General features: G+C 63.4%; 17 protein-coding genes. 8 read left to right on the top strand and 9 right to left on the bottom strand.

Going from position 1 to position 24,113, the window contains the following annotated elements; translation table 11 throughout:
* Window positions 1–73: 73 nt before the first annotated feature.
* Window positions 74–1,172, bottom strand: a protein-coding gene (gene prfB, locus KUV72_RS14660) for a peptide chain release factor 2 (RefSeq protein WP_347401316.1) whose coding sequence is annotated in 2 segments (ribosomal slippage) — window positions 74–1,096 and window positions 1,098–1,172 — 1,098 coding nt in all. Because the reading frame shifts where the segments join, the coding sequence is not laid out codon by codon here.
* Between the two features lie 362 nt (window positions 1,173–1,534).
* On the opposite strand from prfB, the gene KUV72_RS14655 reads away from it, so the two are divergent.
* From KUV72_RS14655 to KUV72_RS14635, 5 genes are all read left to right on the top strand, one after another.
* The gene (locus KUV72_RS14655; RefSeq protein ID WP_222238898.1) at window positions 1,535–3,166 is read left to right on the top strand and encodes a peptide ABC transporter substrate-binding protein; all 1,632 of its coding nucleotides are present in this window, start codon (window positions 1,535–1,537) and stop codon (window positions 3,164–3,166) included.
* A 113-nt stretch (window positions 3,167–3,279) separates the two neighbouring features.
* A complete protein-coding gene (locus KUV72_RS14650) occupies window positions 3,280–4,905 on the top strand; it encodes a peptide ABC transporter substrate-binding protein (RefSeq protein ID WP_222238897.1) in 1,626 nt (541 codons plus the stop codon).
* A 112-nt stretch (window positions 4,906–5,017) separates the two neighbouring features.
* Window positions 5,018–5,944: an oligopeptide ABC transporter permease OppB gene (gene oppB, locus KUV72_RS14645; protein ID WP_222164021.1), complete on the top strand. Its 927-nt coding sequence runs from the start codon at window positions 5,018–5,020 to the stop codon at window positions 5,942–5,944.
* 9 nt (window positions 5,945–5,953) lie between these two features.
* Window positions 5,954–6,835 (top strand): ABC transporter permease, encoded by an 882-nt coding sequence (locus KUV72_RS14640; RefSeq protein WP_206940411.1) that lies wholly within the window; start codon window positions 5,954–5,956, stop codon window positions 6,833–6,835.
* A gap of 20 nt (window positions 6,836–6,855) precedes the next feature.
* The gene (locus KUV72_RS14635) at window positions 6,856–8,490 is read left to right on the top strand and encodes an ABC transporter ATP-binding protein (protein WP_222238896.1); all 1,635 of its coding nucleotides are present in this window, start codon (window positions 6,856–6,858) and stop codon (window positions 8,488–8,490) included.
* Window positions 8,491–8,585: 95 nt separating this feature from the next.
* On the opposite strand, the gene KUV72_RS14630 is transcribed toward KUV72_RS14635, so the two are convergent.
* The 3 genes from KUV72_RS14630 to KUV72_RS14620 all read right to left on the bottom strand — a co-directional run bounded on the left by KUV72_RS14630 (window position 8,586) and on the right by KUV72_RS14620 (window position 13,435).
* On the bottom strand, window positions 8,586–9,665 hold the full coding sequence (locus KUV72_RS14630) for an MBL fold metallo-hydrolase (protein ID WP_222238895.1): 1,080 nt from the start codon (window positions 9,663–9,665) through the stop codon (window positions 8,586–8,588).
* A gap of 61 nt (window positions 9,666–9,726) precedes the next feature.
* The gene (locus KUV72_RS14625; protein ID WP_222238894.1) at window positions 9,727–11,664 is read right to left on the bottom strand and encodes a TonB-dependent receptor domain-containing protein; all 1,938 of its coding nucleotides are present in this window, start codon (window positions 11,662–11,664) and stop codon (window positions 9,727–9,729) included.
* Window positions 11,665–12,112: 448 nt separating this feature from the next.
* On the bottom strand, window positions 12,113–13,435 hold the full coding sequence (locus tag KUV72_RS14620; RefSeq protein ID WP_206940419.1) for an OmpP1/FadL family transporter: 1,323 nt from the start codon (window positions 13,433–13,435) through the stop codon (window positions 12,113–12,115).
* Between the two features lie 315 nt (window positions 13,436–13,750).
* Between KUV72_RS14620 and KUV72_RS14615 the strand changes: the two genes are divergently transcribed.
* From KUV72_RS14615 to KUV72_RS14605, 3 genes are all read left to right on the top strand, one after another.
* A complete protein-coding gene (locus tag KUV72_RS14615; RefSeq protein ID WP_222238893.1) occupies window positions 13,751–14,215 on the top strand; it encodes a MerR family transcriptional regulator in 465 nt (154 codons plus the stop codon).
* Between the two features lie 113 nt (window positions 14,216–14,328).
* The gene (locus KUV72_RS14610; RefSeq protein WP_222238925.1) at window positions 14,329–16,980 is read left to right on the top strand and encodes a heavy metal translocating P-type ATPase; all 2,652 of its coding nucleotides are present in this window, start codon (window positions 14,329–14,331) and stop codon (window positions 16,978–16,980) included.
* Window positions 16,981–17,120: 140 nt separating this feature from the next.
* Complete coding sequence (locus tag KUV72_RS14605) at window positions 17,121–17,561, top strand: VOC family protein (protein ID WP_206940423.1); 441 nt, start codon at window positions 17,121–17,123, stop codon at window positions 17,559–17,561.
* Between the two features lie 184 nt (window positions 17,562–17,745).
* On the opposite strand, the gene recJ is transcribed toward KUV72_RS14605, so the two are convergent.
* The 5 genes from recJ to KUV72_RS14580 all read right to left on the bottom strand — a co-directional run bounded on the left by recJ (window position 17,746) and on the right by KUV72_RS14580 (window position 24,110).
* On the bottom strand, window positions 17,746–19,557 hold the full coding sequence (gene recJ / locus KUV72_RS14600; protein ID WP_222238892.1) for a single-stranded-DNA-specific exonuclease RecJ: 1,812 nt from the start codon (window positions 19,555–19,557) through the stop codon (window positions 17,746–17,748).
* Between the two features lie 168 nt (window positions 19,558–19,725).
* A complete protein-coding gene (locus KUV72_RS14595) occupies window positions 19,726–20,343 on the bottom strand; it encodes a glutathione S-transferase family protein (RefSeq protein WP_222238891.1) in 618 nt (205 codons plus the stop codon).
* Window positions 20,344–20,408: 65 nt separating this feature from the next.
* Entirely contained in the window at window positions 20,409–21,800 is a 1,392-nt protein-coding gene (gene thrC, locus KUV72_RS14590) for a threonine synthase (RefSeq protein ID WP_206940429.1), read from the bottom strand.
* An 88-nt stretch (window positions 21,801–21,888) separates the two neighbouring features.
* Window positions 21,889–23,205, bottom strand: a complete 1,317-nt coding sequence (locus KUV72_RS14585) for a homoserine dehydrogenase (RefSeq protein WP_206940846.1) — start codon at window positions 23,203–23,205, stop codon at window positions 21,889–21,891.
* Window positions 23,206–23,357: 152 nt separating this feature from the next.
* The gene (locus KUV72_RS14580; protein WP_222238890.1) at window positions 23,358–24,110 is read right to left on the bottom strand and encodes a DsbC family protein; all 753 of its coding nucleotides are present in this window, start codon (window positions 24,108–24,110) and stop codon (window positions 23,358–23,360) included.
* Window positions 24,111–24,113 lie beyond the last annotated feature (3 nt).

The raw sequence follows: 24,113 nt of genomic DNA, 5'->3' as shown, positions 1-24,113 counted from the left end.
GGACCCATGAATGATGGTGGCGAAAGGCCCCAAGCACGAGCGCCTGGGGCTGGGTGGCGGCGTCGACGGTCGCCTAGAGCCCCTGCTTGAGGCTGGCGACGATGTACTGGTCGAGGTCGCCGTCGAGCACCTTGTCACAGTTGCTGGACTGCACGCCGGTACGCAGATCCTTGATGCGCTGGTCATCCAGCACATAGGAGCGAATCTGGCTGCCCCAGCCGATGTCGGCCTTGGAGTCTTCCGCTTCCTGCTTGGCGGCGTTGCGCTTCTGCATCTCCAGCTCCCACAGCTTCGCCTTCAACTGCTTCATGGCGAAGTCGCGGTTGGCGTGCTGGCTACGCTGGCTCTGGCAGGACACCACCACGCCGGACGGCTCATGGGTGATGCGCACCGCTGAGTCGGTGGTGTTGACGTGCTGACCACCGGCGCCACTGGAGCGATAGGTGTCGACGCGAAGGTCCGCCGGATTGATCTCGATCTCGAAGCTGTCGTCGATTTCAGGCGACAGAAACACCGACGCAAACGAGGTGTGGCGGCGACCGCCAGAGTCAAACGGACTCTTGCGCACCAGGCGGTGTACGCCGGTCTCGGTGCGCAGCCAGCCGAAGGCGTACTCGCCCTGAATATGCACCGTAGCCGACTTGATGCCCGCCACTTCACCGGCAGACAGCTCAGTGATCTCCGCCTTGAAACCGTGGGCCTCGGCCCAGCGCAGATACATACGCAACAGCATGTTGGCCCAATCCTGAGCCTCGGTGCCGCCAGAGCCTGCCTGAATGTCCAGGTACGCGCTGTTCTCATCCATCTCACCGGAGAACATGCGACGAAACTCAAGCTTCTCGAGATTGGCCTGAAGCGAATCAAGCTCCTTCTCGACTTCCGCCACGGTCGCTTCGTCGTCTTCCATCTCGGCCAGTTCCAGCAGGTCACGGCTGTCGCCGAGCCCCTGGTCCAGCTCGTCGATGGTGGCGACCACCAGTTCCAGCGAGGCGCGCTCCTTCCCGAGCTTCTGAGCGTAGTCCGGGTCGTTCCAGACCGCCGGATCCTCAAGCTCGCGGGTCACTTCTTCTAGCCGATCTTTCTTTTCGGCATAGTCAAAGATACCCCCTAAGAACATCTGTCCGCTCAGACAGGTCCTTGATCTGGTTGTGAATCGGATTGGTTTCCAACATGGTGCTCGCCTTGTGTTGTCCCTCGCCACAGGGCGGCCAGGGCACGTGAAATGGGCTTTGGTCGAACGTCGCCAGGGGCAACGCGATAAAGGGGGAGCATTGTAGCCAAAACGTCTAACCCCGTCATCCTGACCAGGGCGGCCACCCCTCATGGCAAAAGGGCTCGCGCTGGGCTATCGACGAAACGCAAGACGCTATGAAAATTTTCGTCTGGACAGCACCAGCGACTCAGCGCGATGGTCATTAGCGACTAAGCGGGCTTAGCCGATGTCGTACACCTTGTGCGACCTTCTCAGGCTAGCCGCAGGCGCTACCAACGGCCCTGCCCGCCACAACAATGCCAACATCAACAAGGAACTGACATGATCGCGATCCGTCCTCGCTGGGTGCGCCAGCTAGGGCTGGCCTCTGGCCTGACCCTGTCCACACTGGCTGCCGTCATCGCCGCACCGGCCATGGCCGAGACCCTCGACCTGGGCGTCACCGGCGAACTCGCCTCCTTCGACACCTCCCAGATCTCGGGCGGTATCTGGGAATCCCAGATCCTGATGGACGTCTACGAGGGCCTGGTCAAAAAGTCTCCGGAAGGTAAGGTCTTGCCCGGCATGGCCAGCGACTGGCAGGTCTCCGAGGACGGCAAGACCTGGACCTTCAGCCTGCGCGAGGATGCCCGCTGGTCCGACGGCGAACCGGTCACCGCCGAGGACTTCGTGTTCGGCTGGCGCCACCTGCTGGACCCAGCCAACGCCTCCAAGTACGCCTACATGCTGTATCCGCTGGTCAATGCCCGGGAGGTCAACACCGGCGAGCTTGCACTGGAAGAGCTTGGCGTGGAAAGCCGCGACGATGGCCGCACCCTGGTCGTCCAGCTGAACCAGTCCACGCCCTACTTCCTGCAGCTGTTGACCCACTACACCGCCTACCCACAGCCGCAGCACACCTTCGAGCAGTACGGCAAGGAGTACGTGGATCTCGAGCACATCGTCACCAATGGCGCCTTCACCCCTACCGAGTGGATCTCCCAGTCACGCATCACCACGGTCAAGAACCCCGAGTACTACGAGGCCGATCAGGTGGCGCTGGACGGCGTGCGCTACCACACCATCGAGGATCGCAACGCCGGCGTCTCGCGCTTTCGCGCAGGCGAGCTGGACATCATGCGCGAGTATTCCTCGAGCATGTATCCGCTGTTGAAGGAAGAGATCCCCGAGGCCACCCACATGGCCACCTACCTGGGCAGCTACTACTACGTGTTCAACCATCGCGACGGCCATCCCACCGCCGACCCCAGGGTACGCGAGGCGCTCAACATTGCCGTACGCCGCGACGTCATCGCCGACAACATCATGGGCGGTACCTTCCAGAAATCACTGTCCTTCGTGCCCGATGGCATCGATCACTACCAGGTCCAGAACGCAGCCTTCGACGACGCCGAGGGCAACGACATCACCGGCGATTTGAACGCCCGCATGGCCCGCGCCAAGGAACTTCTCGAAGACGCCGGCTACGACCAGGGCAACCCGCTGACGCTGCGCCTGCGCTACAACACCACTGACGAGCACAAGAAGATCGCGGTAGCAGTGTCCTCCATGTGGCGACCGCTGGGGGTCGAGGTTGAGCTGGTCAACGCCGAGGCCACGGTGCACTACCAGACCATCGCCGAGGGCGACTTCGACGTGGCCCGGGCTGGCTGGATTGCCGACTACAACGACGCCGAGAACTTCCTCGCGCTGCTGCGCTCCGGCGTCGGCAACAACTACGGGGCCTATGCCAACGAGGCGTTCGATACCCTGTACGACGAGGCGGCCACGACCCTCGACCTAGACGAGCGCAAGGCCATCCTGGAACGTGCCGAGGCCCTGGCCATGGAAGACGACGCGCTGATCCCGATGCTGTACTACGTCTCACGCAACCTGGTGAACCCGGCGATCAGTGGTTGGGAAGACAACATCGAGGACGACCACCCCTCACGCTGGGTTTCCTTCGAGGAATAGACGAGGACAGCGTGTCACCGTTGGCCTTCAATGAGCCCGAGGCATGCCCTCGGGCCCATGTCGCCGCTGGCTGGCGTTCCTTTCGCCCTCTCATCCTGATCAAGGAAATGCCCATGTTCCCTCCCGCGCTTCGTGGTGTCTTGCCCTCGGCCGTTCTGGCCAGTACCCGCGCAACGCTGCTGTTGGCCTCGGCGTCGCTGGCGCTTGGCGCTCAAGCCGCCACGCTGCAGGTAGGCAACGGTGCCGAGCCCAGCACCCTGGATCCGCAGAAGGTCAACGGCAACTGGGAGAGCCGGATCACCCGGGAGCTGTTTGATCGGCTGATCAATTACGGCCCCGACGGCTCACTGGAGCCGGGCCTGGCCGAATCCTGGACGCTGTCCGACGACGGCCTGGTCTACACCTTCACACTGCGCCAGGCTCACTGGTCCGACGGCGAGCCGATCACCGCCGACGATGCCGTCTTCGCGCTGCAACGTCTGGTGACGCCGACCACCGCCAATCACAACGCCAACCTCTACTACCCCATCGTCAACGCCCGAGCGATCAACACCGGGGAGGCCGAGCCGGAGAGCCTCGGCGTCAGCGCGCTGGGCACCCACACCCTGGAAATCCGGCTGTCCGAGCCCACCGCCTATTTTCTTCAGGCCATGGCGATGACCGAGGCCGCCCCCCTGCCCCGTCACCTGCTTACCAGCGGCGTCGAGGACTGGACCCGGCCAGGCACCCTGGTGGCCAGCGGCCCCTTCGTGCTGGCCGACTGGAAGCCCCAGGACAAGGTCGAGGTCAGCCGCAACCCCCACTACTACGCCGCCGATGAGGTGGCCCTCGACGGTGTCGACTTCCACGCCATCGAGGACACCTCGGCGCTGATGAATCGTTTTCGCTCGGGCGAACTCGACATCGCCTACGGCGCGGTGCCTTCCGCGCGGTTCGACTGGGCCCAGGAGAACCTGAGCGAATCGCTGCGGGTGGGTCCGCTGATCGGCAGCTACTTCTATATGCTCAACCTGCGCGACGGCACGCCGCTGAGCGATAAGCGGGTGCGCGAGGCACTGAATCTGGCGCTCGACCGCGAGGTGATCACCGAACGCCTGCTGGGCATGGGCCAGACGCCGTCCTACTGGTTCGTGCCGCGCACCATCGCCTCGCCCACCTCGGCAAGCCTCGACTTCCATGACCAGGACATGGACAGCCGGCGGGCTCGTGCCAGCGAGCTGCTGGATCAGGCCGGCTACGGGCCCGATCGACCGCTTGAACTGGAGCTTTCCTACAACACTCTGGAAGACCACAAGAAGATCGCCGTGGCCATCGCCGCCATGTGGCGCCCACTGGGTGTGGAGATCGAACTGGTCAATCGCGAGGCGGCGGTGCACTTCGCCGGCCTCAAGCAGGGCAACTTCGAGATCGCGCGCCACGGTTTGGTGGCCACGGTCAACGACCCCTACGACTTCCTCAACGCCTACGCGGCGGGCGGCTCGGCGGCTACCAGCACCGGCTACGCGGATCCCGAGTACGACGCCCTGGTCGAGGCCAGCACCCATGAGCTCGACGTGGACCGACGCGCCACGCTGATGACCGAGGCCGAGCAGCGTCTGCTGGACGCCGACGTGATGCTGCCGATCTACGACTACGTGGTCGTCAATCTGGTCTCGCCGGACGTCGAGGGCTGGCAGCCCACGACGCTCGATGTGCATCCGCTGCGCTACGTGTCCGTGGACGAGGCAGCCGCAAAATGAGCAAGCCCGGCCCCACCCTACCGCTGGGACACCCTCGCCCAGCCCCGATCCATGAACCCATTGGGCGCGGCCGCGAACGCCCCGCCCGCCGCCGCAAGCGAGGAACGGCACCATGCTGAGCTATACCCTCAAGCGCCTGGCTCAGGCCATTCCGACGATGCTGATCGTCATCACCATCGCCTTCTTTCTGATGCGCATCGCTCCCGGCGGCCCCTTCGACGGCGAACGCGCGCTGCCACCAGAGATCGAGGCCAACCTGATGGCCGCCTACCACCTGGACGAGCCGCTGTGGCAGCAGTACTTCCGCTATCTGGGTAACCTGGCCCAGGGCGACTTCGGCCCCTCGTTCAAGTACAAGGACTTCACCGTCACCGAGCTGATCATGCAGGGCTTTCCGGTCAGCCTTCAGATCGGCGGTCTGGCGATGCTGCTGGCGCTGGCGATCGGGCTGCCGTTGGGCATCATTGCCGCGCTGAAACGCAATACCGCCGTGGACTACGCGGTAATGGGCACGGCCCTGGCCGGGATAGCGGTGCCCAATTTCGTGGTCGCCCCGGTGCTGGCGCTGGTCTTCGGGGTCATGCTGGGCTGGCTGCCTGCCGGTGGCTGGAACGACGGCGCCCTGCCCAATCTGATCCTGCCGGTGATCGCCCTGTCGATCCAGCAGATCGCCTACATCGCCCGCATGATGCGCGCCAGCATGATCGAGGTGATGGGCAGTCACTATATTCGCACCGCCCGGGCCAAGGGCCTGACCGAGGCCGAGGTGGTCTGGCGCCACGCGCTGCGTCCGGCGCTGCTGCCGGTTACCTCCTACCTGGGTCCGGCCATCGCCGGCATCATCACCGGCTCGGTAGTGATCGAACAGATCTTCGGCATCCCCGGGATCGGGCGTTACTTCGTCCAAGGCGCGCTCAACCGGGACTACACCCTGGTGATGGGCACGGTGGTGTTCTACGGCGCGCTGATCGTGCTGATGAACCTGATCGTCGACCTGATCTATTCCGCCCTCGACCCCCAAATCCGCTACGACGACTGAGGCGACGCCATGACCACCGATACCCTCGCCCCCAGCGCCCCTGCCGGCGACAGCCTTGGCCGCGATGCCTGGCGGCGCCTGACTCAAAACCGCGCCGCCATGGTCAGCCTGTGGCTATTGGGCGCCATGACCCTGGCCTGCTTTATCGGCCCCTGGCTAACCCCCTGGGGGCTGGCCGACGTTGACTGGAACGCCTTTGATGTAGGACCCACCCTGGAGGGTGGCCACTGGCTCGGCACCGACGCCAACGGCCGCGACCTGCTGACCCGAACCCTCTACGGGGGCCAGGTATCGCTGTCGGTGGCGCTGGTGGCGACCTTCGTCAGCCTGATCATCGGCGTGCTGTATGGCGCCATCTCCGGCTATGTCGGCGGTCGCCTGGACAACCTGATGATGCGCTTCGTCGACATCATGTACTCGCTGCCCTTCATGTTCCTGGTGATCCTGCTGATGGTGGTATTCGGCCGCAACATCTTCCTGATCTACGCCGCCATCGGCGCGGTGGAGTGGCTCGACATGGCCCGCATCGTGCGCGGCCAGACCCTGGCGCTCAAGCAGCGTGAATTTGTCGAGGCGGCCCACGCGCTGGGCGTCAAGGACGGCAAGATCGTCACCCGCCACCTGATTCCGAACGCCATCGGCCCGGTGATCGTCTACGTCACCCTGACGGTACCCAAGGTCATCCTGCTGGAGAGCTTCCTGTCGTTTCTCGGCCTCGGCGTGCAGGAGCCGCTGACCAGCTGGGGCGTGCTGATCTCCGAGGGGGCCGACATGATGCAGACCTCACCCTGGATGCTGCTGGTGCCCTCGGTGTTCCTGGCGCTGACGCTGTTCTGCCTGAACTTCCTCGGCGACGGCCTGCGTGACGCCCTGGACCCCAAGACCCGCTAAGTGACGACGGAGACGCGACCATGACCGACACACAACATAAGCCCACCCGTCGTCCCGCCCGCGAGGCGCTGCTCGAGATCGAGGGACTCAGCGTCAGCTTCGAGCTGCCCCACGGCACCGTCCAGGCGGTCAAGGACGTGAGCTTTGCCATCAGCCCCGGCGAGACCCTGGCGCTGGTAGGGGAATCCGGCTCCGGCAAGTCGGTGACCTCCACCGCCGCCATGCGCCTGTTGCCGGAGCTGGCCCGGGCCGAGGGGGTGATTCGCTTCAAGGGCGAGGAACTGCTGAGCGCCACGCCCAAGCGCATGCGCCGGATTCGCGGTGGCAACATCGCCATGATCTTCCAGGAGCCGATGACCTCGCTCAATCCGCTGCACCGCATCGGCGACCAGATCAAGGAAGTGCTCGACCGCCACCAGAACGTGAAAGGCAAGGCGGCCACCGCCAAGGCCATTGACCTGCTCGACCAGGTCGGTATTCCCGAGCCCGAGCGGCGCATCGCGAGCTATCCCCATGAGCTGTCCGGCGGCCAGCGCCAGCGGGTGATGATCGCCATGGCGCTGGCCGGCAAGCCGGAGCTGCTGATCGCCGATGAGCCCACCACGGCGCTGGACGTGACCGTTCAGGCGCAGATTCTGGATCTGCTCAAGGACCTCCAGCGCCGTTATGGCATGGCGATCCTGTTCATCACCCACGACCTGACAATCGTCAAGCACTTCGCCGACCGGGTCTGCGTGATGCGCCACGGCGAGCTGGTGGAACAGGGCGTCACCGCCGAGGTCTTCGCCACCCCACACCATGACTACACGCGCATGCTGATCGACGCCGAGCCGCGAGGACGCAAGGCCATGGTGCCTGACAGCGAGCCCATGGTGCTGGAAGCCAAGGATATGCGCGTGCGCTTCGCCCTCAAGAAGCGCCTGTTCGGGGCCAGCGAGTATTTCGAGGCGGTGCGCGGCATCGATGTCACTATCCGTCGGGGCCAGACGGTGGGCATCGTCGGTGAATCCGGCTCGGGCAAGTCGACCCTGGGACGCGCCCTGCTCAGGCTACTCAAGAGTCAGGGCGAGATACGCTTCCACGACACCCGACTCGACGTGCTCGACAAGACCGCCATGCGGCCGATCCGCTCGAAGCTGCAGGTGGTGTTCCAGGATCCCTACGGCTCGCTGTCGCCACGCCTGACCGTGGGCGACATTATCGGCGAGGGGCTCAAGGTCCATGCCCCGCACCTGTCCCGGGCAGAGCGCGACGCCCAGGTGATGGCCAGCCTGAAGGAAGTCTCGCTGGACCCTGCCATGCGCAACCGCTACCCCCACGAGTTTTCCGGCGGCCAGCGCCAGCGCATCGCCATCGCTCGGGCACTGGTCCTCAAGCCAGAATTCCTGCTGCTGGATGAGCCTACCTCGGCGCTGGATCGCTCGGTGCAGGTCACCGTCATCGACCTGCTGCGCGAGCTGCAGCAAAAGCATGGGCTGACCTATCTGTTTATCAGCCACGACCTGGCCGTGGTGCGGGCGCTGGCCGACACCGTGCTGGTGATGAAGGACGGCCAGGTGGTGGAACAGGGCAGCGCCGAGGACTTGTTTGCTGCCCCCAAGACCGAGTACACCAAGCGCCTGCTGGCCGCCGCCATGCTCGACCAGGTGGCGTAACGAAGGGTCGCCAGCATGACACCAGGCTCTGCCTAGACAGCGCCTGGTGTGCGATGGCAGCGGTCGCCGCCTTCGCTATTGCTCGCTTGGTGTCCTTACTCTGCCGGGTGCTCACCTGCGTAGACGCGCTCGGCCTGGGCCAGCGAGCAACTCATCAGCAGGTCCAGGGCACCCAGCGACTGGTCGCTGACGAAGGGGTGTGGAGCGCCTTCCTCACGCTGCTTCAAGGCCTCGATACGCTGAAGAGAGTTGTCCCGGGTGGGATGGTTGGAGAGAAAGACATCGACGTCATGTTCTGCGGCGATCGCCTTCATCCGCGCGGCTGAGGCTGAGTACTCACGCAGGCGAGCTTCATCCGGCCCGAAATTGAAACCGGTGCCTCCCCAGAGCACGGCGTGGTGGGTCGACTCACCATCCTTGAGTGGAATGACCAGCGACAGTGTGCCCGGCGTATGACCAGGGGTAACGTAGGCGTCGATAGAGGTATCACCCAGGGTGATCGCTTCGCCATCGGCCACGGTGACATCACGGACCGGAGGCTCGCCCCAGCGCGGGTTATCGATCGCCAGCTCCGGTTGCTCCAGCGCTGTCCAGTCAGCATCGCTCATCACTACCTGAGCACCGTAGGCGTCGACCAGATATTGCTGACCACCATAGTGATCACCATGGGCATGGGTCACGATCAGGGTAGTGATGTCGCCAGGATCAAGCCCGAGATCGACGAGCCCTTGCTCGATAAAACTCTCGGCTTCCTCATTGTTGTTCAGGGCATCGATCAGAATGATGCCCTCACTGGTGGTGACCGCCCAGCTCGCGACGCCCGGAGTACCGACATAGTAGAGGTTATCAAACACCCGGGTCGGCATTGGTTCTGCCGGGCCGCGCCGGTTTTCCCGATGGGACTCACGATGCTCGTGCTCGGCGCCACTGCCCTTGGGACGCTGCCCTGCCACCTTGAGACGAGTGGACAGGTCACACAGGCTAGCCAACCCCGGAAACGCCTGACCGGCAGCCAGGCCCCGTTCGGCGATCGCCTGAGCCAGGATATCGGGCGCTTCGCTGTCAGCAACGTCCGCCACTGCTGACAGGCTGATCAGCGCCACCGGCAGACCTAGACCCAGCGTGATCGCCTGCCGTGCCACGTTTCGCCGAGTCGGATTGGATAGGTGCTTCATTTTCAGTTCCTTAAACAAAATCAGGGCGGTATCGATTCGATAGAGGCCGGTCATCACGTGCTCAGAATTCCATCTCCAGCCCAACCCAATAGCGTCGTCCATCATCAACATGGCCGAAATTGTCGTAGTCGATATCCCTGTCAGTCAGGTTGTAGATGCCTGCCAATAGCTCTAGCCGAGGCGTCGCCTGCCATCCCAGGCCGGTGTCCCAGGTGGCATAGGATGGGGCACGAATGGAGGTACTGCTGTTACTCGACAAGTTGACCGGCTGGCTTTCCTCACCACGGAAGGTAAAGCGCAGCCAGGGCGCTAAGCTGTCACTGGCCTGCCAGTTCAGCGTGGTTGTGAACAGGTGGCGCGGCACCTGGGTCAGAGGCTGTCCCTCGTTGTCACCGCTCTTCTGCTCGGAGTCGGTGTAGGTGTATGACGCCAGGGCCTGAACTCGCTGCCCTACTGGCATGGTGAGACTAGCTTCCACTCCCTGGGTAATAGCGTCATCAATGTTGACGTTGGTGCGAGCATCCGGATCCCCCGTCGCCGCATCGCCGCAGTCACGGCCCCCGCAGCCCACGGTGGCAATCTTGTCATCGAAGTCGTTGTAGAACAGGGTCAGGCTGGCCTGCAGGCCTCCGGCGCCATCATGGACCAGCCCCATCTCGTAGCTGCGAGACTCTTCCGCATCCAGATCCGGGTTGCCGTAAATATCGCCCCCACGACTCTCCTGGACCCACTCCCCTGACAGCTCACGCAGGTTAGGCGCACGAAAACCAGTGGACATGCCACCTTTCATCGTCCATTCGTCGGCAAAGTCCCAAACACCATAAAGACGGGGGCTGTAGTGGTCGCCGAAGAACTCGTGATCATCCATGCGAAGACCTGCGGTGAGGGCAACGCGGTCCGTCAGAAACCACTCATCCTCGACAAACAACGCGTACTGATAGACGGTGATCTCGTCGGTATCGGAGAGCGCATTGGTCGTCGTATCCTGAAGCCTTTCGTCTTCCCAGGTAGCGCCAAAGGTGACGAAGTGATCAGCCAACGGCAGCACCCAGCGCGAATCGGCTACGGTGTTGCGGATCTCGATATCGCGCCCAACGTTGTCGGTCTCTTCCCGCTGGAGGTAAGAATCGGAGGTCAAGGCGCCCCACTTGCCCTGGTGGGAGAGCGCTAGCGTCTTGTGCCGGTTCTCGGTTTCGCTGTCGCTTGATCGCTCTGGCAATGAAAACCCCGCCCGGCTGGTGCGCTCCTGCTTGCGCCGACTGGCATCAAAGGAAAAGGCGTGCTCGTCGCTTGCCTGCCAGGAGAGGCGAGCCGCCAGATTGTCGAACTCGCGCTTGGCATAGCCCCGCTCGATCTTGTCTTCCTGACGATGCTGGTATTGGCCACTAAGCTGCACACCGAGCACATCGTTGATCAAAGGTCCCGACACATATAGCTGGTTGTTGAATTCGTTGCCGGAATCGCTGTCTTCCTGAATTGTCGCTTCGCTGCGCACGCTGGTGACCCATTCATCACTGACCTTGCGGGTGATGACGTTGATCACACCTCCTATCGCGTCGGAGCCGTACAGAGTCGACATGGGCCCCCGGATGACCTCGATACGCTCGATGGCGCTTAGCGGCGGCAGCCAGTCCTTCTGAAAGCCGCCACCACCACTGGGCTGGGATTCCCGAGAGGTTTGGCGGCGGCCATCCACCAACCACAGCGTGTATTGGGGGGGCATACCCCGCAAGCTGATATCTTCACCGTCGCCACCTCCCGTGACGACAACCCCTGGAACATCCTGGAGAGCATCGGTGATGTCACGATACGCACGCCTCTCCAAGGACTCGCGAGTGACAACACTGACGGAAGCTGGGGCATTGCTGACGGTCTGCTCGTAACCCGCGGCAGTGACGACGATATCGTCGAGATTGATGTCATCCTGAGCGTGGACCACCAGCGGGGCAGCGCCACTAAGAGGAACAACCACCCAAGGGAGCAAAGATCGTGAAAGCATGGAGAACACCAGTATCGTCAATTCGTATTGAACGTTATTAGTTCTCAATTCTAGAGAGGTCGATGCCGTCCAAACAGCGTTAAGCGGCCTTTTGGCCATGCTTTCGTCACAACGGCATGTTCTATTTTCCGCAACCATGCCGCTCGTACCCATCGCCGCAGATGGCTATCGCCCTCGTCCACAGCGCCACGTTGACGGTTGCGCCAAGCGGCAATGCGAACCCTCGGGAAAGCGCTGAGCGCAATGAGAGACCAGGCGCCCGCAGCACAGTCCATGGCGCCTATGTGATACAGGTGAAGAATGAGAGCATCGCGCAACGTAGCGAATCGTCCGCGCAGCCGTTTCTACCGTGGTTCCTTAGCTACCTACCAACGACAGCGCCCCTCCAGGGAGGGGCGCTGTGGGGCCAGTGTCAGTGTCAGTGACCGTGGTCTTGCGACCAAACGGATCAGAAGCGGTAGGTGACCTGGGCACCAAAGGCCTGGGCGGTGTTCTCGAAGTCCGCCTCGTAGGTGCCGCGGTTTTCCTCTTCCTGGGACAGTTCCGCGTCGGACTCATGAATGTAGCTGTAGGCCACGTCCACGGTCAGATCCGGCATCGGCGTCCAGCCGGCACCGAGTGAGAAGATGATGCGATCATCGGACGGCACCCGCACGCTGCGATATTCGTCCTTGATCGGTGTCTCGTCGTAGGCCAGGCCGGTACGCAGGACCCACTGGGGATTCAGCTGGTAGGTGGTACCCACGGAGTACTGCCAGCTGTCCTCGTAGTTCTGGGCCTCGACGATTTCACGCACATCATTCTCGACGCGCAGCTCGTCAAACTCGCTCCAGTTGGTCATGGCGGCACCGGCCATCACCGTCCATCGGTCGTTGATCTGGTGAGTGGCCGAGAAATCCCAGACGGCAGGCAGGGTAATGGACAGGGCGGCGTCCGCAGCCTGGGTCCGCGTACCTGCCGCGATTGTGCCAGGGAAGGGGCCGGCCTGCGCACCACGGACGTTGGTAAAGCGCGCCTTGCCCTCCAGGTCATACTCCACTTCGGAGTGATAGGCGAAGCCGAAGGTGGTGTGTTCCCAGGGCTTGTACATGGCGCCCAGGGTATAGCCCCAGGCGTTGTCATCACCCTCAATGTCGACATCGCCTTCACCCGCGATACCATTGCCGCCCAGAGGCGCACCGGTTGCGGCGTCGAACAGGCCTACGGGGCCACCCTGGGTATTGGCGGTCAGCTCGCCGTCGATCTGGTTATAGGTCAGACCGAAGCCCGCCGAGAACTGTTCGCTGAACTTGACCGAGATGGTCGGCTGGACGGTCACCACCTCGACCTTGCTGCGATCGCCAAAGAAGCGGCCCTGGAATTGACCTTCGTAGTCGGTGATCAAACCGAAGGGCGCATACACGCCGAGACCGAAGTGCAGGTTGTCATTGATCGGCTGCACGTAGAAACCGAACGGAATCACACTGTTGGGCACCATATCGCCTTCGTTGGAACCCGTCGCGCTGCCATCGGCATTCTTGATATCGGTATCTACGGTCAGGAAGGCGGCACCGGCGGTGACCTGAGCGCGATCAAGAAACGACATGCCGGCGGGGTTGCCGAACACGATGCTGGCATCATTGACGGTAGAGGCGCGGCCCGCATTGGAAGTGCCCTGCCCGCTGACACCTTGCTCATTCAGCTGGAAGGCACCGGCCATGGCTTGACCAGAAAGAGCGGAGGCGGCCACGGCAACCGCCAGGGTCAACGGCTTGACTTTGTTATAGATCATCTCGACGTCCTTAATATCAGCAAGCGTGTCGGCGCATTTATTATCGGCTGGCACCGCCTTTGTTAGCGGGCTTGATCGCAGTGTTTGCGAAGGCGGGCGAGAGTTCAAGGCCAAACGTTCGTTTTAATAGCTAATTTGCTCATACTTTGGTCCAACGAATTTTGCTGTTAACGTCAATTCAGTGACTTAGGACTTCATGCTTTGTTGTTTACGGCATACAAAATATCCCCTTGACCATTGGGTAACACAAAGGTTTTACACTGACATTGCACCACATCGCTCCCTGTCCCGCGCCACCCCGCCCAAGGAGACAAGATGAAAGTCAGTGAACTGGCCACATCCGTAGGGGTCACGTCCGAGACCGTTCGTCACTACACCCGAGAGGGCTTGCTGTCCCCGAGCAAGGACCCAGCGAACGGCTATCACCGCTACTCGGAGCAGGATCGTGAACGCCTGAGCTTTATTCAGCGCGCCCGCACCCTGGGCTTCAGCCTGGCCGACATCCGCCAGATCCTGGTTCATGCAGACCAGGGTGACTCTCCCTGCCCACTGGTCCGCGACCTGTTGGCGGAGCGGCTGCCGAAGATACGCCAGCGTATTGCGGAACTGGAAGCGCTGGCTCAGCGCATGGAAGACGCCATGACCAGCTGGCAGGACATGCCGGACGGCATGCCCAATGGCCATAGCCTGTGTCGACTGATCGAGAGCGTCCCCGCAGACGCCCCGGCAACAGGGGGCTCTTCCTATCCTTCCCTGGCCCATCGGCAGGAGGCGCCATGACACTCCCCAGCCGCCCTTCTTCCTGTGACAGCCGCTCCACTGACATGGACAGCGCAGCCAGCAGGGATCCCGCGGGAAACCGTGCAGAGACCAGACAGCTTCAGGTCAGCGGCATGTCGTGCCAGGGCTGCGTCGGACGCATGCGTCGCGCCGTCGTGGCAGGCGATGAGGGGGCCGAGGTCTCCGGCGACCCTGCCAGTGCGATACTGACGGTGACCTCCCGGCTGCCGCTCGACGACATCCTGCAGCGACTGGACGAGGCCGGTTATCCCGCACAGCCAATGCCGACCGCATCCACCGGGGCAGAGTCAGAAAGCACCGAGACCGGTAGCACAGAGACCGGCAGCAAGGAGACAAAAAGCACAGAGACGAACCCGTCAGAGGCCTCCGCGTCATCCCATGGCGAAACGTCAACAGTCGCGCCCGAGCCATCCGCCTCTTCTCAGGCGGCGTCCTCGGACGCTGGTGCGAGCAAGGCCTCTCGCCTGGCCATTCACGGAATGACCTGCGCAGGCTGTGTCGCTAGCGTTCAAAAGGCTCTGGCGCATACCCCCGGTGTCGAACAGGCAGACGTCAACTTTGCCTCTCATACGGCACGGGTGCGGGGCAGCGTCGATCCCCAGGCACTGGTGCAAGCGGTCGAGTCGGTGGGATATGGCGCCACGCCCATTGTCGATCTGCGCGAGGCGGAAAAGCAGCGAGCACAGCGCAACCAACGGGACTACCGGCGCATGCTCAAGGGCAGCGTCGCCTCCCTGGGGCTCGCCGTCCCCCTGATGATCATGATGCTGATCCATCACCCGGCCCCAACCGGCGTGGCGCGTCTTGGCTGGGGACTGGTCGGTCTGGCGACCCTGGCAGTGCTGATCGGCCCGGGGCGCCAGTTCTTCCGTGGCGCCTGGAAAGCCCTGCGTCATCATCAGGCCAATATGGACACCCTGATTGCCCTGGGCACCGGTACCGCCTGGCTGTATTCCATGGTGGTGGTGCTGGCAGCGCCCTGGCTACCCGAGGCCGCCCGAGGCCTCTATTTCGAGGCGTCCGCCATGGTCATCGGTCTGGTGCTGCTGGGCAAGGCGCTGGAGCTGCGCGCCCAGGGGCATACCTCCGAGGCGCTGCATCGGTTGCTCGATCTGCAGAGTCAAACCGCCCGCCTGGTGACCCAGCATGGTGATCAAGAAGTCGCCATCGACGACGTCACCGAGGGCGACCTGATCCGGGTACGACCCGGCGAACGCCTGCCGGTGGACGGCCAGGTGACCGAAGGCAGCAGCTACATCGACGAATCGATGCTGTCAGGGGAGCCCGCCCCCGTCGCCCGCGGGCCAGGGGACGAGGTCAGCGCCGGCACCGTCAACGGACGCGGCTCACTGGTATTCCGCGCCACCCGCATTGGCGCGGACACGCGGCTGGGGCGGATCACCGAACAGGTGACGACGGCCCAGGGGTCGAAGCCGCCCATCGGCAATCTCGCGGACCGGGTATCTGCGGTCTTCGTGCCCAGCGTCATGATTATCGCGGTGTTGACCGCCCTGGCCTGGTACCACCTGGGCCCCGAGCCAGCGGTGATTCACATGCTGGTCACTGCCACCACGGTGCTGATCATCGCCTGTCCCTGCGCCCTTGGGCTGGCCACGCCGCTGTCGACCATGATCGGGGTAGGCAAGGCGGCCGACCACGGCGTACTGATCCGCTCGGGCGAGGCGCTGCAGACGGCCAGTACGCTGACCACCCTGGTGGTCGACAAGACCGGTACACTGACCGAGGGACGTCCCAGAGTGACCGACGTGCACTGGTTCGATTCGCGTGGGCTCGAACGCTCATCGCTGCTGGCACTCGTCGCGGAGGTCGAGAGCCGGTCCGAACACCCGGTGGGGGAAGCGCTGGCGCGTTTCGCCGAGCAGCAAGCCGCCTCCGCCCACCACGGCGACGTCTCCGTCGACGACTTCGAGAGCATCACCGGTCAGGGGGTCAAGGCCCGAACAGCGCAAGGACCTACGCTGGCGATCGGTAACGGGGCATTGATGGAGGCACAAGGCGTCGATCTGCACGCCGTTGTTGACACGCTACCTGACTGGCAACAGCAGGCACGCACCCTGGTCTATGCTGCGCTAGACGATCAACTGACAGCAGCCTTCGCGATCGAGGATCCGCTGCGCCAGGACAGCCGAGACGCCATCGCTCGCCTCCAGGCCGATGGCATCAAGGTGGTCATGCTGACCGGCGACAACGCCGCCACCGCAACAGCCATCGGCGAAGCCGTCGGCATCGACGAGGTCCATGCGGAGCTGTCGCCCAGTGACAAGCATGCCGACATCGAACGACGCCAGGCCCAAGGGGAGATCGTCGGCATGGCAGGTGACGGCATCAACGACGCGCCAGCGCTGGCCCGCGCCAACGTGGGCTTTGCCATGGGCCAGGGCACCGACGTGGCCATTGAAAGCGCCGGCATCACGCTGATGCGGCCTTCTCTCCACGGGATCGCAGCGGCCATCGAGATCAGCCAGGCAACCTTGAGCAACATTCGCCAGAACCTGTGGGGCGCCCTCGGCTACAACGTCCTGTGTATCCCCATCGCTGCAGGTCTGCTGTATCCGCTGACAGGCACCCTGCTGTCACCGATGATCGCCGGCGCGGCAATGTCCGCTTCCTCCATCACCGTGGTCGCCAACGCCAACCGACTGCGTCTTAAACGGCTGCAGGGTGCTGTGACGCAGCCCTCGGCAGACGCTGACTCTTCTACAGCGTCAGGAGTCTCTTCATGAGTATCATCGTGACATTGGCGGGGCTGGGGCTCATCGCGCTGATCATCTGGTGGTTCTGGCTATCCTGAAAGAGCACTCCCAGCGTAAGGACCACATCGCTGGGCCATACAGGCGTGAAGACGGGAAAAGGAGGCAAGACCATGAGCCAAGCGGAATCGCCCACGGGCCCCACCCTCGATCGAGTGCTGGAAACGGCGCTGTATGTGGCCGACATGGCCAAGGCACGACAGTTCTTCGAGTCGGCACTGGGCCTGTCCCCCTTTACCGCAGACCATCGCTTTACCGCCTATCAGGTGGGGCCCTCGGTACTGTTGCTGTTTCTGGAAGGGGGAACCCTGGAAACCGTCGTACTGCCGGACAACGGGGGCACCATTCCGCCCCACGACGGTCGCGGCTGGGTCCATATGGCCTTTGCCATTCGCCACGCAGAGTTGGCGGCATGGGAGTCCCGACTCCATGCCCATGGTGTCGAGATCGAAGGCCGAACGCGCTGGTCGCGTGGCGGAGAAAGCCTCTACTTCCGAGACCCGGATGGCCATCTGCTGGAACTGGCGACCCCGGGAGTCTGGCCCCATTACTGACGGCGACATCGTTGGGCACAGGGGGCGAGCCCCTCACTGTCCCGTCACTGTCCCGTCACTGTCCCGTCACTGTCCCTCAGGGAACGACCGTTCCACCTCAATCACGGCCGTTCCACCTCAATCACAGCCGTTTCACTTAGCTGGCGCGGTTCAGGGCTCGACGCTGGCCTGTGCTTGGAAGGTATCAATCGACGGGGTCTGCGTGTTCGACCATCAGCTGCAGGGTTTCGCGCCCACGGTAGCGATTGCGATTGAGCTTGTAGGCACAGTGCAACGTCGACCCCACATCAAAGTCGGGCAGTTGGCCGGGGGTCAGACAGCGAAACCAGATGGCTTTCAGCGTCAGGCCCTGACACGACAGTTCGAGTGACAGGTGACTGCCATCCCCTACCGGCTTGAGCCGCTCCACCACAAAGCGTCCCTCGAACAGGGGGGCCTCGAACTCGCGACCGAAGGGACCGAGCCCCTCGATCTCGACCAGGGTCTCGAGACGTAACTGCTGTTCAGAGAGCTCCCCGTCGGTGTCGATACAGGGTACCAATTCCCGCTCGCCCAACTGTTCGCGTACCGCGGTCAGCATCGCACCTCGGAAAGCGTCGAGACGCGACTGCACCACACCGACCCCAGCCGCACCGCGATGGCCGCCAAAACGGACCAGAGCATCGGGGGCAAGCTGATGGGCACGTTGCAGCGCATCACGCAGATGCAAGGCGTCTACTGAACGCCCGGAACCTGTCAGCATACCGGCTTCTGCCGCAGGAGTGAGCACCAGCGTGGGACGACCATAGGCCTGCACCAGGCGCGATGCGACAATCCCCTGAACGCCAGGATGCCCCTCCTCCAGATGCACGATGATCATCGGGTCATCGGCCTCCAGCGCCACTCTGGCCAGTGCCTTGGCATCAGCCACCATCTCCGCCTCGATGGCCTTGCGTGACTGGTTGTCGGCATCCAGCGTCTCAAGATGGCGCCGCGCCACGCTGTCATCGCTGGCCAACATGAAATGCAACGCGGCGTAAGGATCATCCAGGCGCGAGCGTGCGTTGATGCGGGGCCCCATCTGGAAGCCTAGAGTCTCGGCATCGAAGGGCACGCTATCCGCTCCCAGCCGCTCGGCCATCACTCGCCAGCACGGCTCGCCCATGCGATTGATCACGGCCAGACCGTGACGAACCACGGCACGATTGATGGCGCTTGCGCCCAGGGAGACACAATCGGCCACCGTGCCCAAGGCCACATAGGACAGCCAGGGCGACAGCTTGGGCGTCGACGGTGACAGCACCGCCTGCTCGATCAATGTCTGGCGCGTCAGCGACATCAACAGCCACGCCACCATGCAGCCGGCGATGGTGGCATCGGGATAGTCACAGTCCTGTCGGGTCGGGTTGACCGTGGCATAGGCCGACGGCGGCGGACCCTCCACGGGCAATGCGTGGTGGTCGCTCACCACCACGTCAATGCCGGCCTGCTTCAGCCGCGCAATACGCGCTTCATCACTACTGCCGCAATCGGCGGTGATCACCAGGCTTGGGCGGGGACTGAGCCGCAGGGTGCGCTCCACCAGCGGCAGGCTGATGCCATACCCATCATGAATGCGGTGACCAATCAGGCTGTGCAGTCGTGATGCCGGTACGCCAAACAGCTCGTTCAAGGTGCGCCGGATCACCACGTGGGACGTGATGCCGTCGACATCGTAGTCGGTAAGAATACCGATATGCTCCCCTTCGGCCACCGCCCTGGCGATGCGCTCGGCGGCACGCGGAGCATCGGCCAGGCGTTCAGGGTGAACCAGGTAGCGCAGACTGGGATCGACCAGGGGCTCGAGCTCACCTTCGTAGTCCACCAGGCGGCCAGCCAGCAGGCGTGCCTGCAGCTCGGACAGGCCGGCGTCCAGGCCCTGACGGTAGAGGGATTCATTGCGCTGACGGCGCTGTATTCTCGGACGTGGCTCGACAAAGGGGCGCGGGGCACTGTCGATCACAGAAGACTCAGACATCGGACTCTCGGGATATGGGGGTAGGTGACGTTCCGGCGTCGCTCCGGGGTCAGCGGGGCACGTCGGCCCCTCGGCAGGTCAGCCACTCCCTCAGCAGGCGACGTCGGCACCACCACCGGGTATCCCGATGGTGGTGCCGACGTTCGGACGCGATAGGCGCCCTTGGCATCAGCTGATCGGCAGCATCACATGTTCGCGGTAGGCGCTGCGCTGGGTCAGCTTGCCGTACCAGGCCTCCAGGTGGGGAAGCGTGGGGCGTTCGATGTCCAGCTCAAACCACAGATAGACATAGGCCCCCAACGGAATATCGGCCAGGCCAAAGGCATCACCCGATAGCCAGGGTTGCTTGGCCAGCACCCCGTCCGCCAGGCGCAGTGCTTTTTCGAACCCCGACAGCCCGCGCTCGATCGCGGCATCATCGCAGGTCTCGGGCGTTCCCCGCACCAGATTCATGATGAGGTCACGATAGGGCCCCGCCAGGCTGGCCAGGGCCCAGTCCATCCACATGCCCGAGCGACCGCGCTCGGCGGGGGTCGCCGTGTTCAGCTGAGCGTTACCGTAGGCATCCGCCAGGTAGCGCACGATGGCATTGGATTCCCACAGGACGAGGTCGCCGTCTTCAAGGCAGGGAATCAGCCCGTTTGGATTCTTGGCCAGATAGTCCGGCGTATCCAGCCCTCCGAAAGGCCCTCCCACGTCGATCCGTTCGAGCGTGATACCGAGCTCGGCGGCACACCACATGGGCTTCTTCACGTTGACCGAATTGCTGCGTCCCCAAAGCTTCATGATTGTCTCCCTGGCGAAACGGAACGGTCGAAGCGAGGTCCTCGCCTCGACCGGAACGGGCAAGCCTAGCGGCGGCGATGCTCGGCCACGAAGGCCTGTACCGCTTCGAGTCTAGCGGGAAGCACCTCGTAGCGTTCCTCACGCTCCAGCAGGTCTTCCATATGTGGCGGAAGCGGCACACCAGGGAAGCCCGCCTTGACCACTGCCTCGGCGAACTTGGCCGGATGGGCCGTCGCCAGGGTAATCATCGGCGTGGCGGCATCCCTGCGCTCGCGCTCGGCGGCACGGTAGCCGGTAGCGGTATGCGGGTCGAGAATTTCCTGGGTCCGGTGATGAGCCTCGCGGATCACCTCCAGAATGGTAGCGTCATCGACGCTGTGGCTGGCGAAGATGTCGCGCAGTCGGCCCAGGGGGGCATCGGCCAACGCGGTCGGCTCCTGCTGAAAGCGTGTGAGCAGCGCATCGACGGCTGCGCCATCCCGCTCGTAGGCTTCAAACAGCAGACGCTCGAAGTTGGACGACACCACGATGTCCATGGACGGTGCCAGGGTGGCCAGCAGGTCCTTCTTGGAGAAGTCATTGTCGGCCAGGGTGCGGTGAAGAATGTCGTTGGCGTTGGTCGCGATGATGAACTGCTTGACCGGCAGTCCCATGCGATAGGCCACATAGCCGGCAAAGACATTGCCGAAGTTGGCCGAGGGCACGCAGAAGCTGACCTGGCGCTGGGGCGCCCCGACGGCCACTGCCGACGCCACGTAATACACCACCTGGGCCATGATACGCGCCCAGTTGATCGAGTTGACGGCTACCAGCCGCGTCCCCTCGAGGAAGCTCTGGTCAGCGAAGCTCGCCTTGACCATGGCCTGGGCGTCATCGAAGTTGCCTTCGATAGCGACATTGAAGACGTTGTCGGCCAGCACCGTGGTCATCTGGCGGCGCTGCACCTCCGACACCCGGTTGTGGGGGTGAAGAATGAAGATATCCAGGTTGTCACAGTGGCGGCAGCCTTCAATGGCCGCAGAGCCGGTATCCCCGGACGTGGCGCCCATGATCACCGCGCGCTCGCCGCGCTTCTGCAGGAAGTGATCGAGAATGCGGCCCAACAGCTGCAGTGCCACGTCCTTGAACGCCAGCGTCGGCCCGTGGAACAACTCCAGCAGGAAGTGGTTGGCATCCAGCTGGTTGAGCGGGACGACCGCATCGTGGCTGAAGGTGGCGTAGGCGTCCCGGACCAGGCCGCGGAAGGTGTCGTCGTCGATCTCACCGCCGACAAACGGCTTCATCACACGAAAGGCGATCTCGGCATAGGAGAGACCGGCCATGTCGGCCAGATCATCCGCGCTGAGTTGGGGAAAGTCCTCGGGCACGTAAAGGCCGCCATCGGTGGCCATGCCGGTGAGAACGACATCTTCAAAGGACAGCGCGGGCGCCTGCCCACGGGTGCTGATATAGCGCATCTTGTGATTCCTTGCCGCCGCTGCAGCGCGGCCTGAGGGGTCCAGCGAAGCGCCATGGGGCATGGCCGCGGCCGCCCCATGGACATCGTCAATCCTGCTCGTCGAGGCTCTCGACACGGATTCGGGTCACCGAACCCGCGATGTCGGCCAGGGCCTCGATCCGGCGGATGGCCTCGTTCATCTGCTTCTCGAGGGTGCGGTGCGTCATCAGGATAATCGGCACCAGCTCACCTTCGGTCGCTTCCTTCTGGATCAGCGCCTCGATGGAGATGCCTTCCTCGGACAGGATGGTGGCCACCCGAGCCAGCACCCCGGGACGATCAACCGCCAGCAGACGCAGATAGTAGGCGGTGGTGATCTCCTCCATCGGCATGATCGGCAGCTCGTCACAATCGTCGCTGACGCCGCTGAAGGCCAGGTACGGGGTCCGGTAGCGGTGCTCGGTGGAGATATCGCGGGCAACGTCCAGCAAGTCCGCGACCACGGCAGAGGCGGTCGGTTCGTCGCCGGCACCGGCGCCGTAATACAGGGTCGGGCCTACCGCATCCCCCATCACCGCGATGGCGTTCTTCACGCCGTGCACGCTGGCCAGCAGGCGCTCCTTGGGGATCAGGGTCGGATGCACCCGCAGCTCAAGGCCACAGCCGGTGCGCTTGGAAATCCCCAGGTGCTTGATGATGTAGCCCAGGTTATCGGCCTGCTCGACGTCCTCTGCGGTGATCCGCGAGATACCTTCGGTGTAGGCCTTCTCGAACTGCAGCGGCACGCCGTAGGCGATCGACGCCAGAATGGTCAGCTTGTGCGCGGCATCGATGCCCTCGACGTCGAAGGTCGGGTCCGCCTCGGCATAGCCAAGCGCCTGGGCCTCGGCCAGCACATCTTCGAAGGCACGGCCTTCGTCGCGCATGTGGGTCAGGATGTAGTTGCCGGTACCGTTGATGATGCCAGCCACCCAGCTGATGCGGTTGGCCCCAAGACCTTCACGCAGGGACTTGATGACCGGGATGCCGCCGGCCACCGCCGCTTCGAACGCCACAATCACGCCCTTGTCGTGGGCGGCCTTGAAGATCTCGTTGCCGTGCACGGCGATCAGCGCCTTGTTGGCCGTCACCACGTGCTTGCCATTGTCGATCGCCGTCATGACCAGGTCACGCGCCACCTCGTAGCCACCGATCAGCTCGACCACCACGTCCACGTTCGGGTTGGTCGCGACTTCGAAGACATCCTTGGTGGTACGGATACCGGTAAGATCACAGTCGGGGTTGATGCTGCGATGGGCGACCTGCTCAATGACAAGCGGACGCCCTGCCCTGCGGGCAATTTCATCGGCGTTTCGTGTCAGTACGTTGAAGGTACCGCCGCCGACGGTACCTAGCCCACAGATTCCCACTCTTACCGGTTTCAATGTCATTCTCCCTTACTCGCTGCCGCCACGGGCGGCAGTTGTGTCAGCGATGCGTGGTGGCCCGAATCTGCGTCGAGCCTTGTCGATGCGGGAGGCACCGGCCGCGCCAGCGCTCCCGCTCATTATTGGTCCGTCTTGCAGACAGCTGGCGATCAGCCGTCGATGCCCAGGCGTTCGGCCAGGCGCTCCGCCGGAACGTAGCCAGGCACCATGGTGCCGTCCGGCAACACGATGGCAGGCGTCCCCTGGACCCCGAGCTCGAGCCCCAGATGATACTGCTGCTCGACCGGATTGTCGCAGCTTGCAGCGTCGCTCGGAACCTCTCCCTCTTTGGCCGCGGTCATGGCTTCAGAGCGATTGTCGCTACACCACACCTGAGTGAGCTGACGCGCACCCTCGCTCTGCATGCCCCCGCGCGGGAAGGCCAGATAGTTGACCTGAATCCCCAGCTCGTTCAAGCGCGGCACCTCTTCGTGCAGCTTGCGGCAATAGGGACAGGTCGAATCGGTAAAGACGTGGATGGTGGCCTTCGGCTCGTCCACCCCACGGTAGACGATCTGGTCGGACTCGGCGACGGCGGCCAGACGCTCGGCGCGGCTGGCGTTGCGGCTCTGCTCGGACAAGTTGACCAGGCCGTCCTCGGCATTCTCGTAGAGATCGCCCACCAGAAAATGGCTACCGCTGGCGTTGGTGTAGAACGTTTCACCGGTTTCCAGACGAACCTCGTAGATCCCGCTCATCGGGGTATCGAGCACTTGGCTCACCGGCATCTTCTGGCCATTCACGGACAGCTCGTTGAGCGCAGCGGGCGGCGCGGCAACGGCACTGCCGGCGGCCAGGGACGTGGCGAGCAGCGTGGCGGGAAGCACGCTGGTCAGCAGGGTCGCGAAGGTGGGGCGATTCATGAG

Source organism: Halomonas sp. DP4Y7-1, assembly GCF_019800705.1.
GTDB classification, from domain to species: domain Bacteria; phylum Pseudomonadota; class Gammaproteobacteria; order Pseudomonadales; family Halomonadaceae; genus Halomonas; species Halomonas litopenaei_A.
Note: the sequence above shows the minus strand (reverse complement) of the source record. Positions and strands in the feature narration are given on the sequence as shown.

What these genes read in the sequence shown, in the direction of transcription:
- KUV72_RS14655 (WP_222238898.1), top strand. Translation starts at nt 1,535, where the DNA reads ATGATCGCGATCCGTCCTCGCTGGGTGCGCCAGCTAGGGCTGGCCTCT.
- KUV72_RS14650 (WP_222238897.1), top strand. Translation starts at nt 3,280, where the DNA reads ATGTTCCCTCCCGCGCTTCGTGGTGTCTTGCCCTCGGCCGTTCTGGCC.
- oppB (WP_222164021.1), top strand. Translation starts at nt 5,018, where the DNA reads ATGCTGAGCTATACCCTCAAGCGCCTGGCTCAGGCCATTCCGACGATG.
- KUV72_RS14640 (WP_206940411.1), top strand. Translation starts at nt 5,954, where the DNA reads ATGACCACCGATACCCTCGCCCCCAGCGCCCCTGCCGGCGACAGCCTT.
- KUV72_RS14635 (WP_222238896.1), top strand. Translation starts at nt 6,856, where the DNA reads ATGACCGACACACAACATAAGCCCACCCGTCGTCCCGCCCGCGAGGCG.
- KUV72_RS14630 (WP_222238895.1), bottom strand. Translation starts at nt 9,665, where the DNA reads ATGAAGCACCTATCCAATCCGACTCGGCGAAACGTGGCACGGCAGGCG.
- KUV72_RS14625 (WP_222238894.1), bottom strand. Translation starts at nt 11,664, where the DNA reads ATGCTTTCACGATCTTTGCTCCCTTGGGTGGTTGTTCCTCTTAGTGGC.
- KUV72_RS14620 (WP_206940419.1), bottom strand. Translation starts at nt 13,435, where the DNA reads ATGATCTATAACAAAGTCAAGCCGTTGACCCTGGCGGTTGCCGTGGCC.
- KUV72_RS14615 (WP_222238893.1), top strand. Translation starts at nt 13,751, where the DNA reads ATGAAAGTCAGTGAACTGGCCACATCCGTAGGGGTCACGTCCGAGACC.
- KUV72_RS14610 (WP_222238925.1), top strand. Translation starts at nt 14,329, where the DNA reads ATGTCGTGCCAGGGCTGCGTCGGACGCATGCGTCGCGCCGTCGTGGCA.
- KUV72_RS14605 (WP_206940423.1), top strand. Translation starts at nt 17,121, where the DNA reads ATGAGCCAAGCGGAATCGCCCACGGGCCCCACCCTCGATCGAGTGCTG.
- recJ (WP_222238892.1), bottom strand. Translation starts at nt 19,557, where the DNA reads ATGTCTGAGTCTTCTGTGATCGACAGTGCCCCGCGCCCCTTTGTCGAG.
- KUV72_RS14595 (WP_222238891.1), bottom strand. Translation starts at nt 20,343, where the DNA reads ATGAAGCTTTGGGGACGCAGCAATTCGGTCAACGTGAAGAAGCCCATG.
- thrC (WP_206940429.1), bottom strand. Translation starts at nt 21,800, where the DNA reads ATGCGCTATATCAGCACCCGTGGGCAGGCGCCCGCGCTGTCCTTTGAA.
- KUV72_RS14580 (WP_222238890.1), bottom strand. Translation starts at nt 24,110, where the DNA reads ATGAATCGCCCCACCTTCGCGACCCTGCTGACCAGCGTGCTTCCCGCC.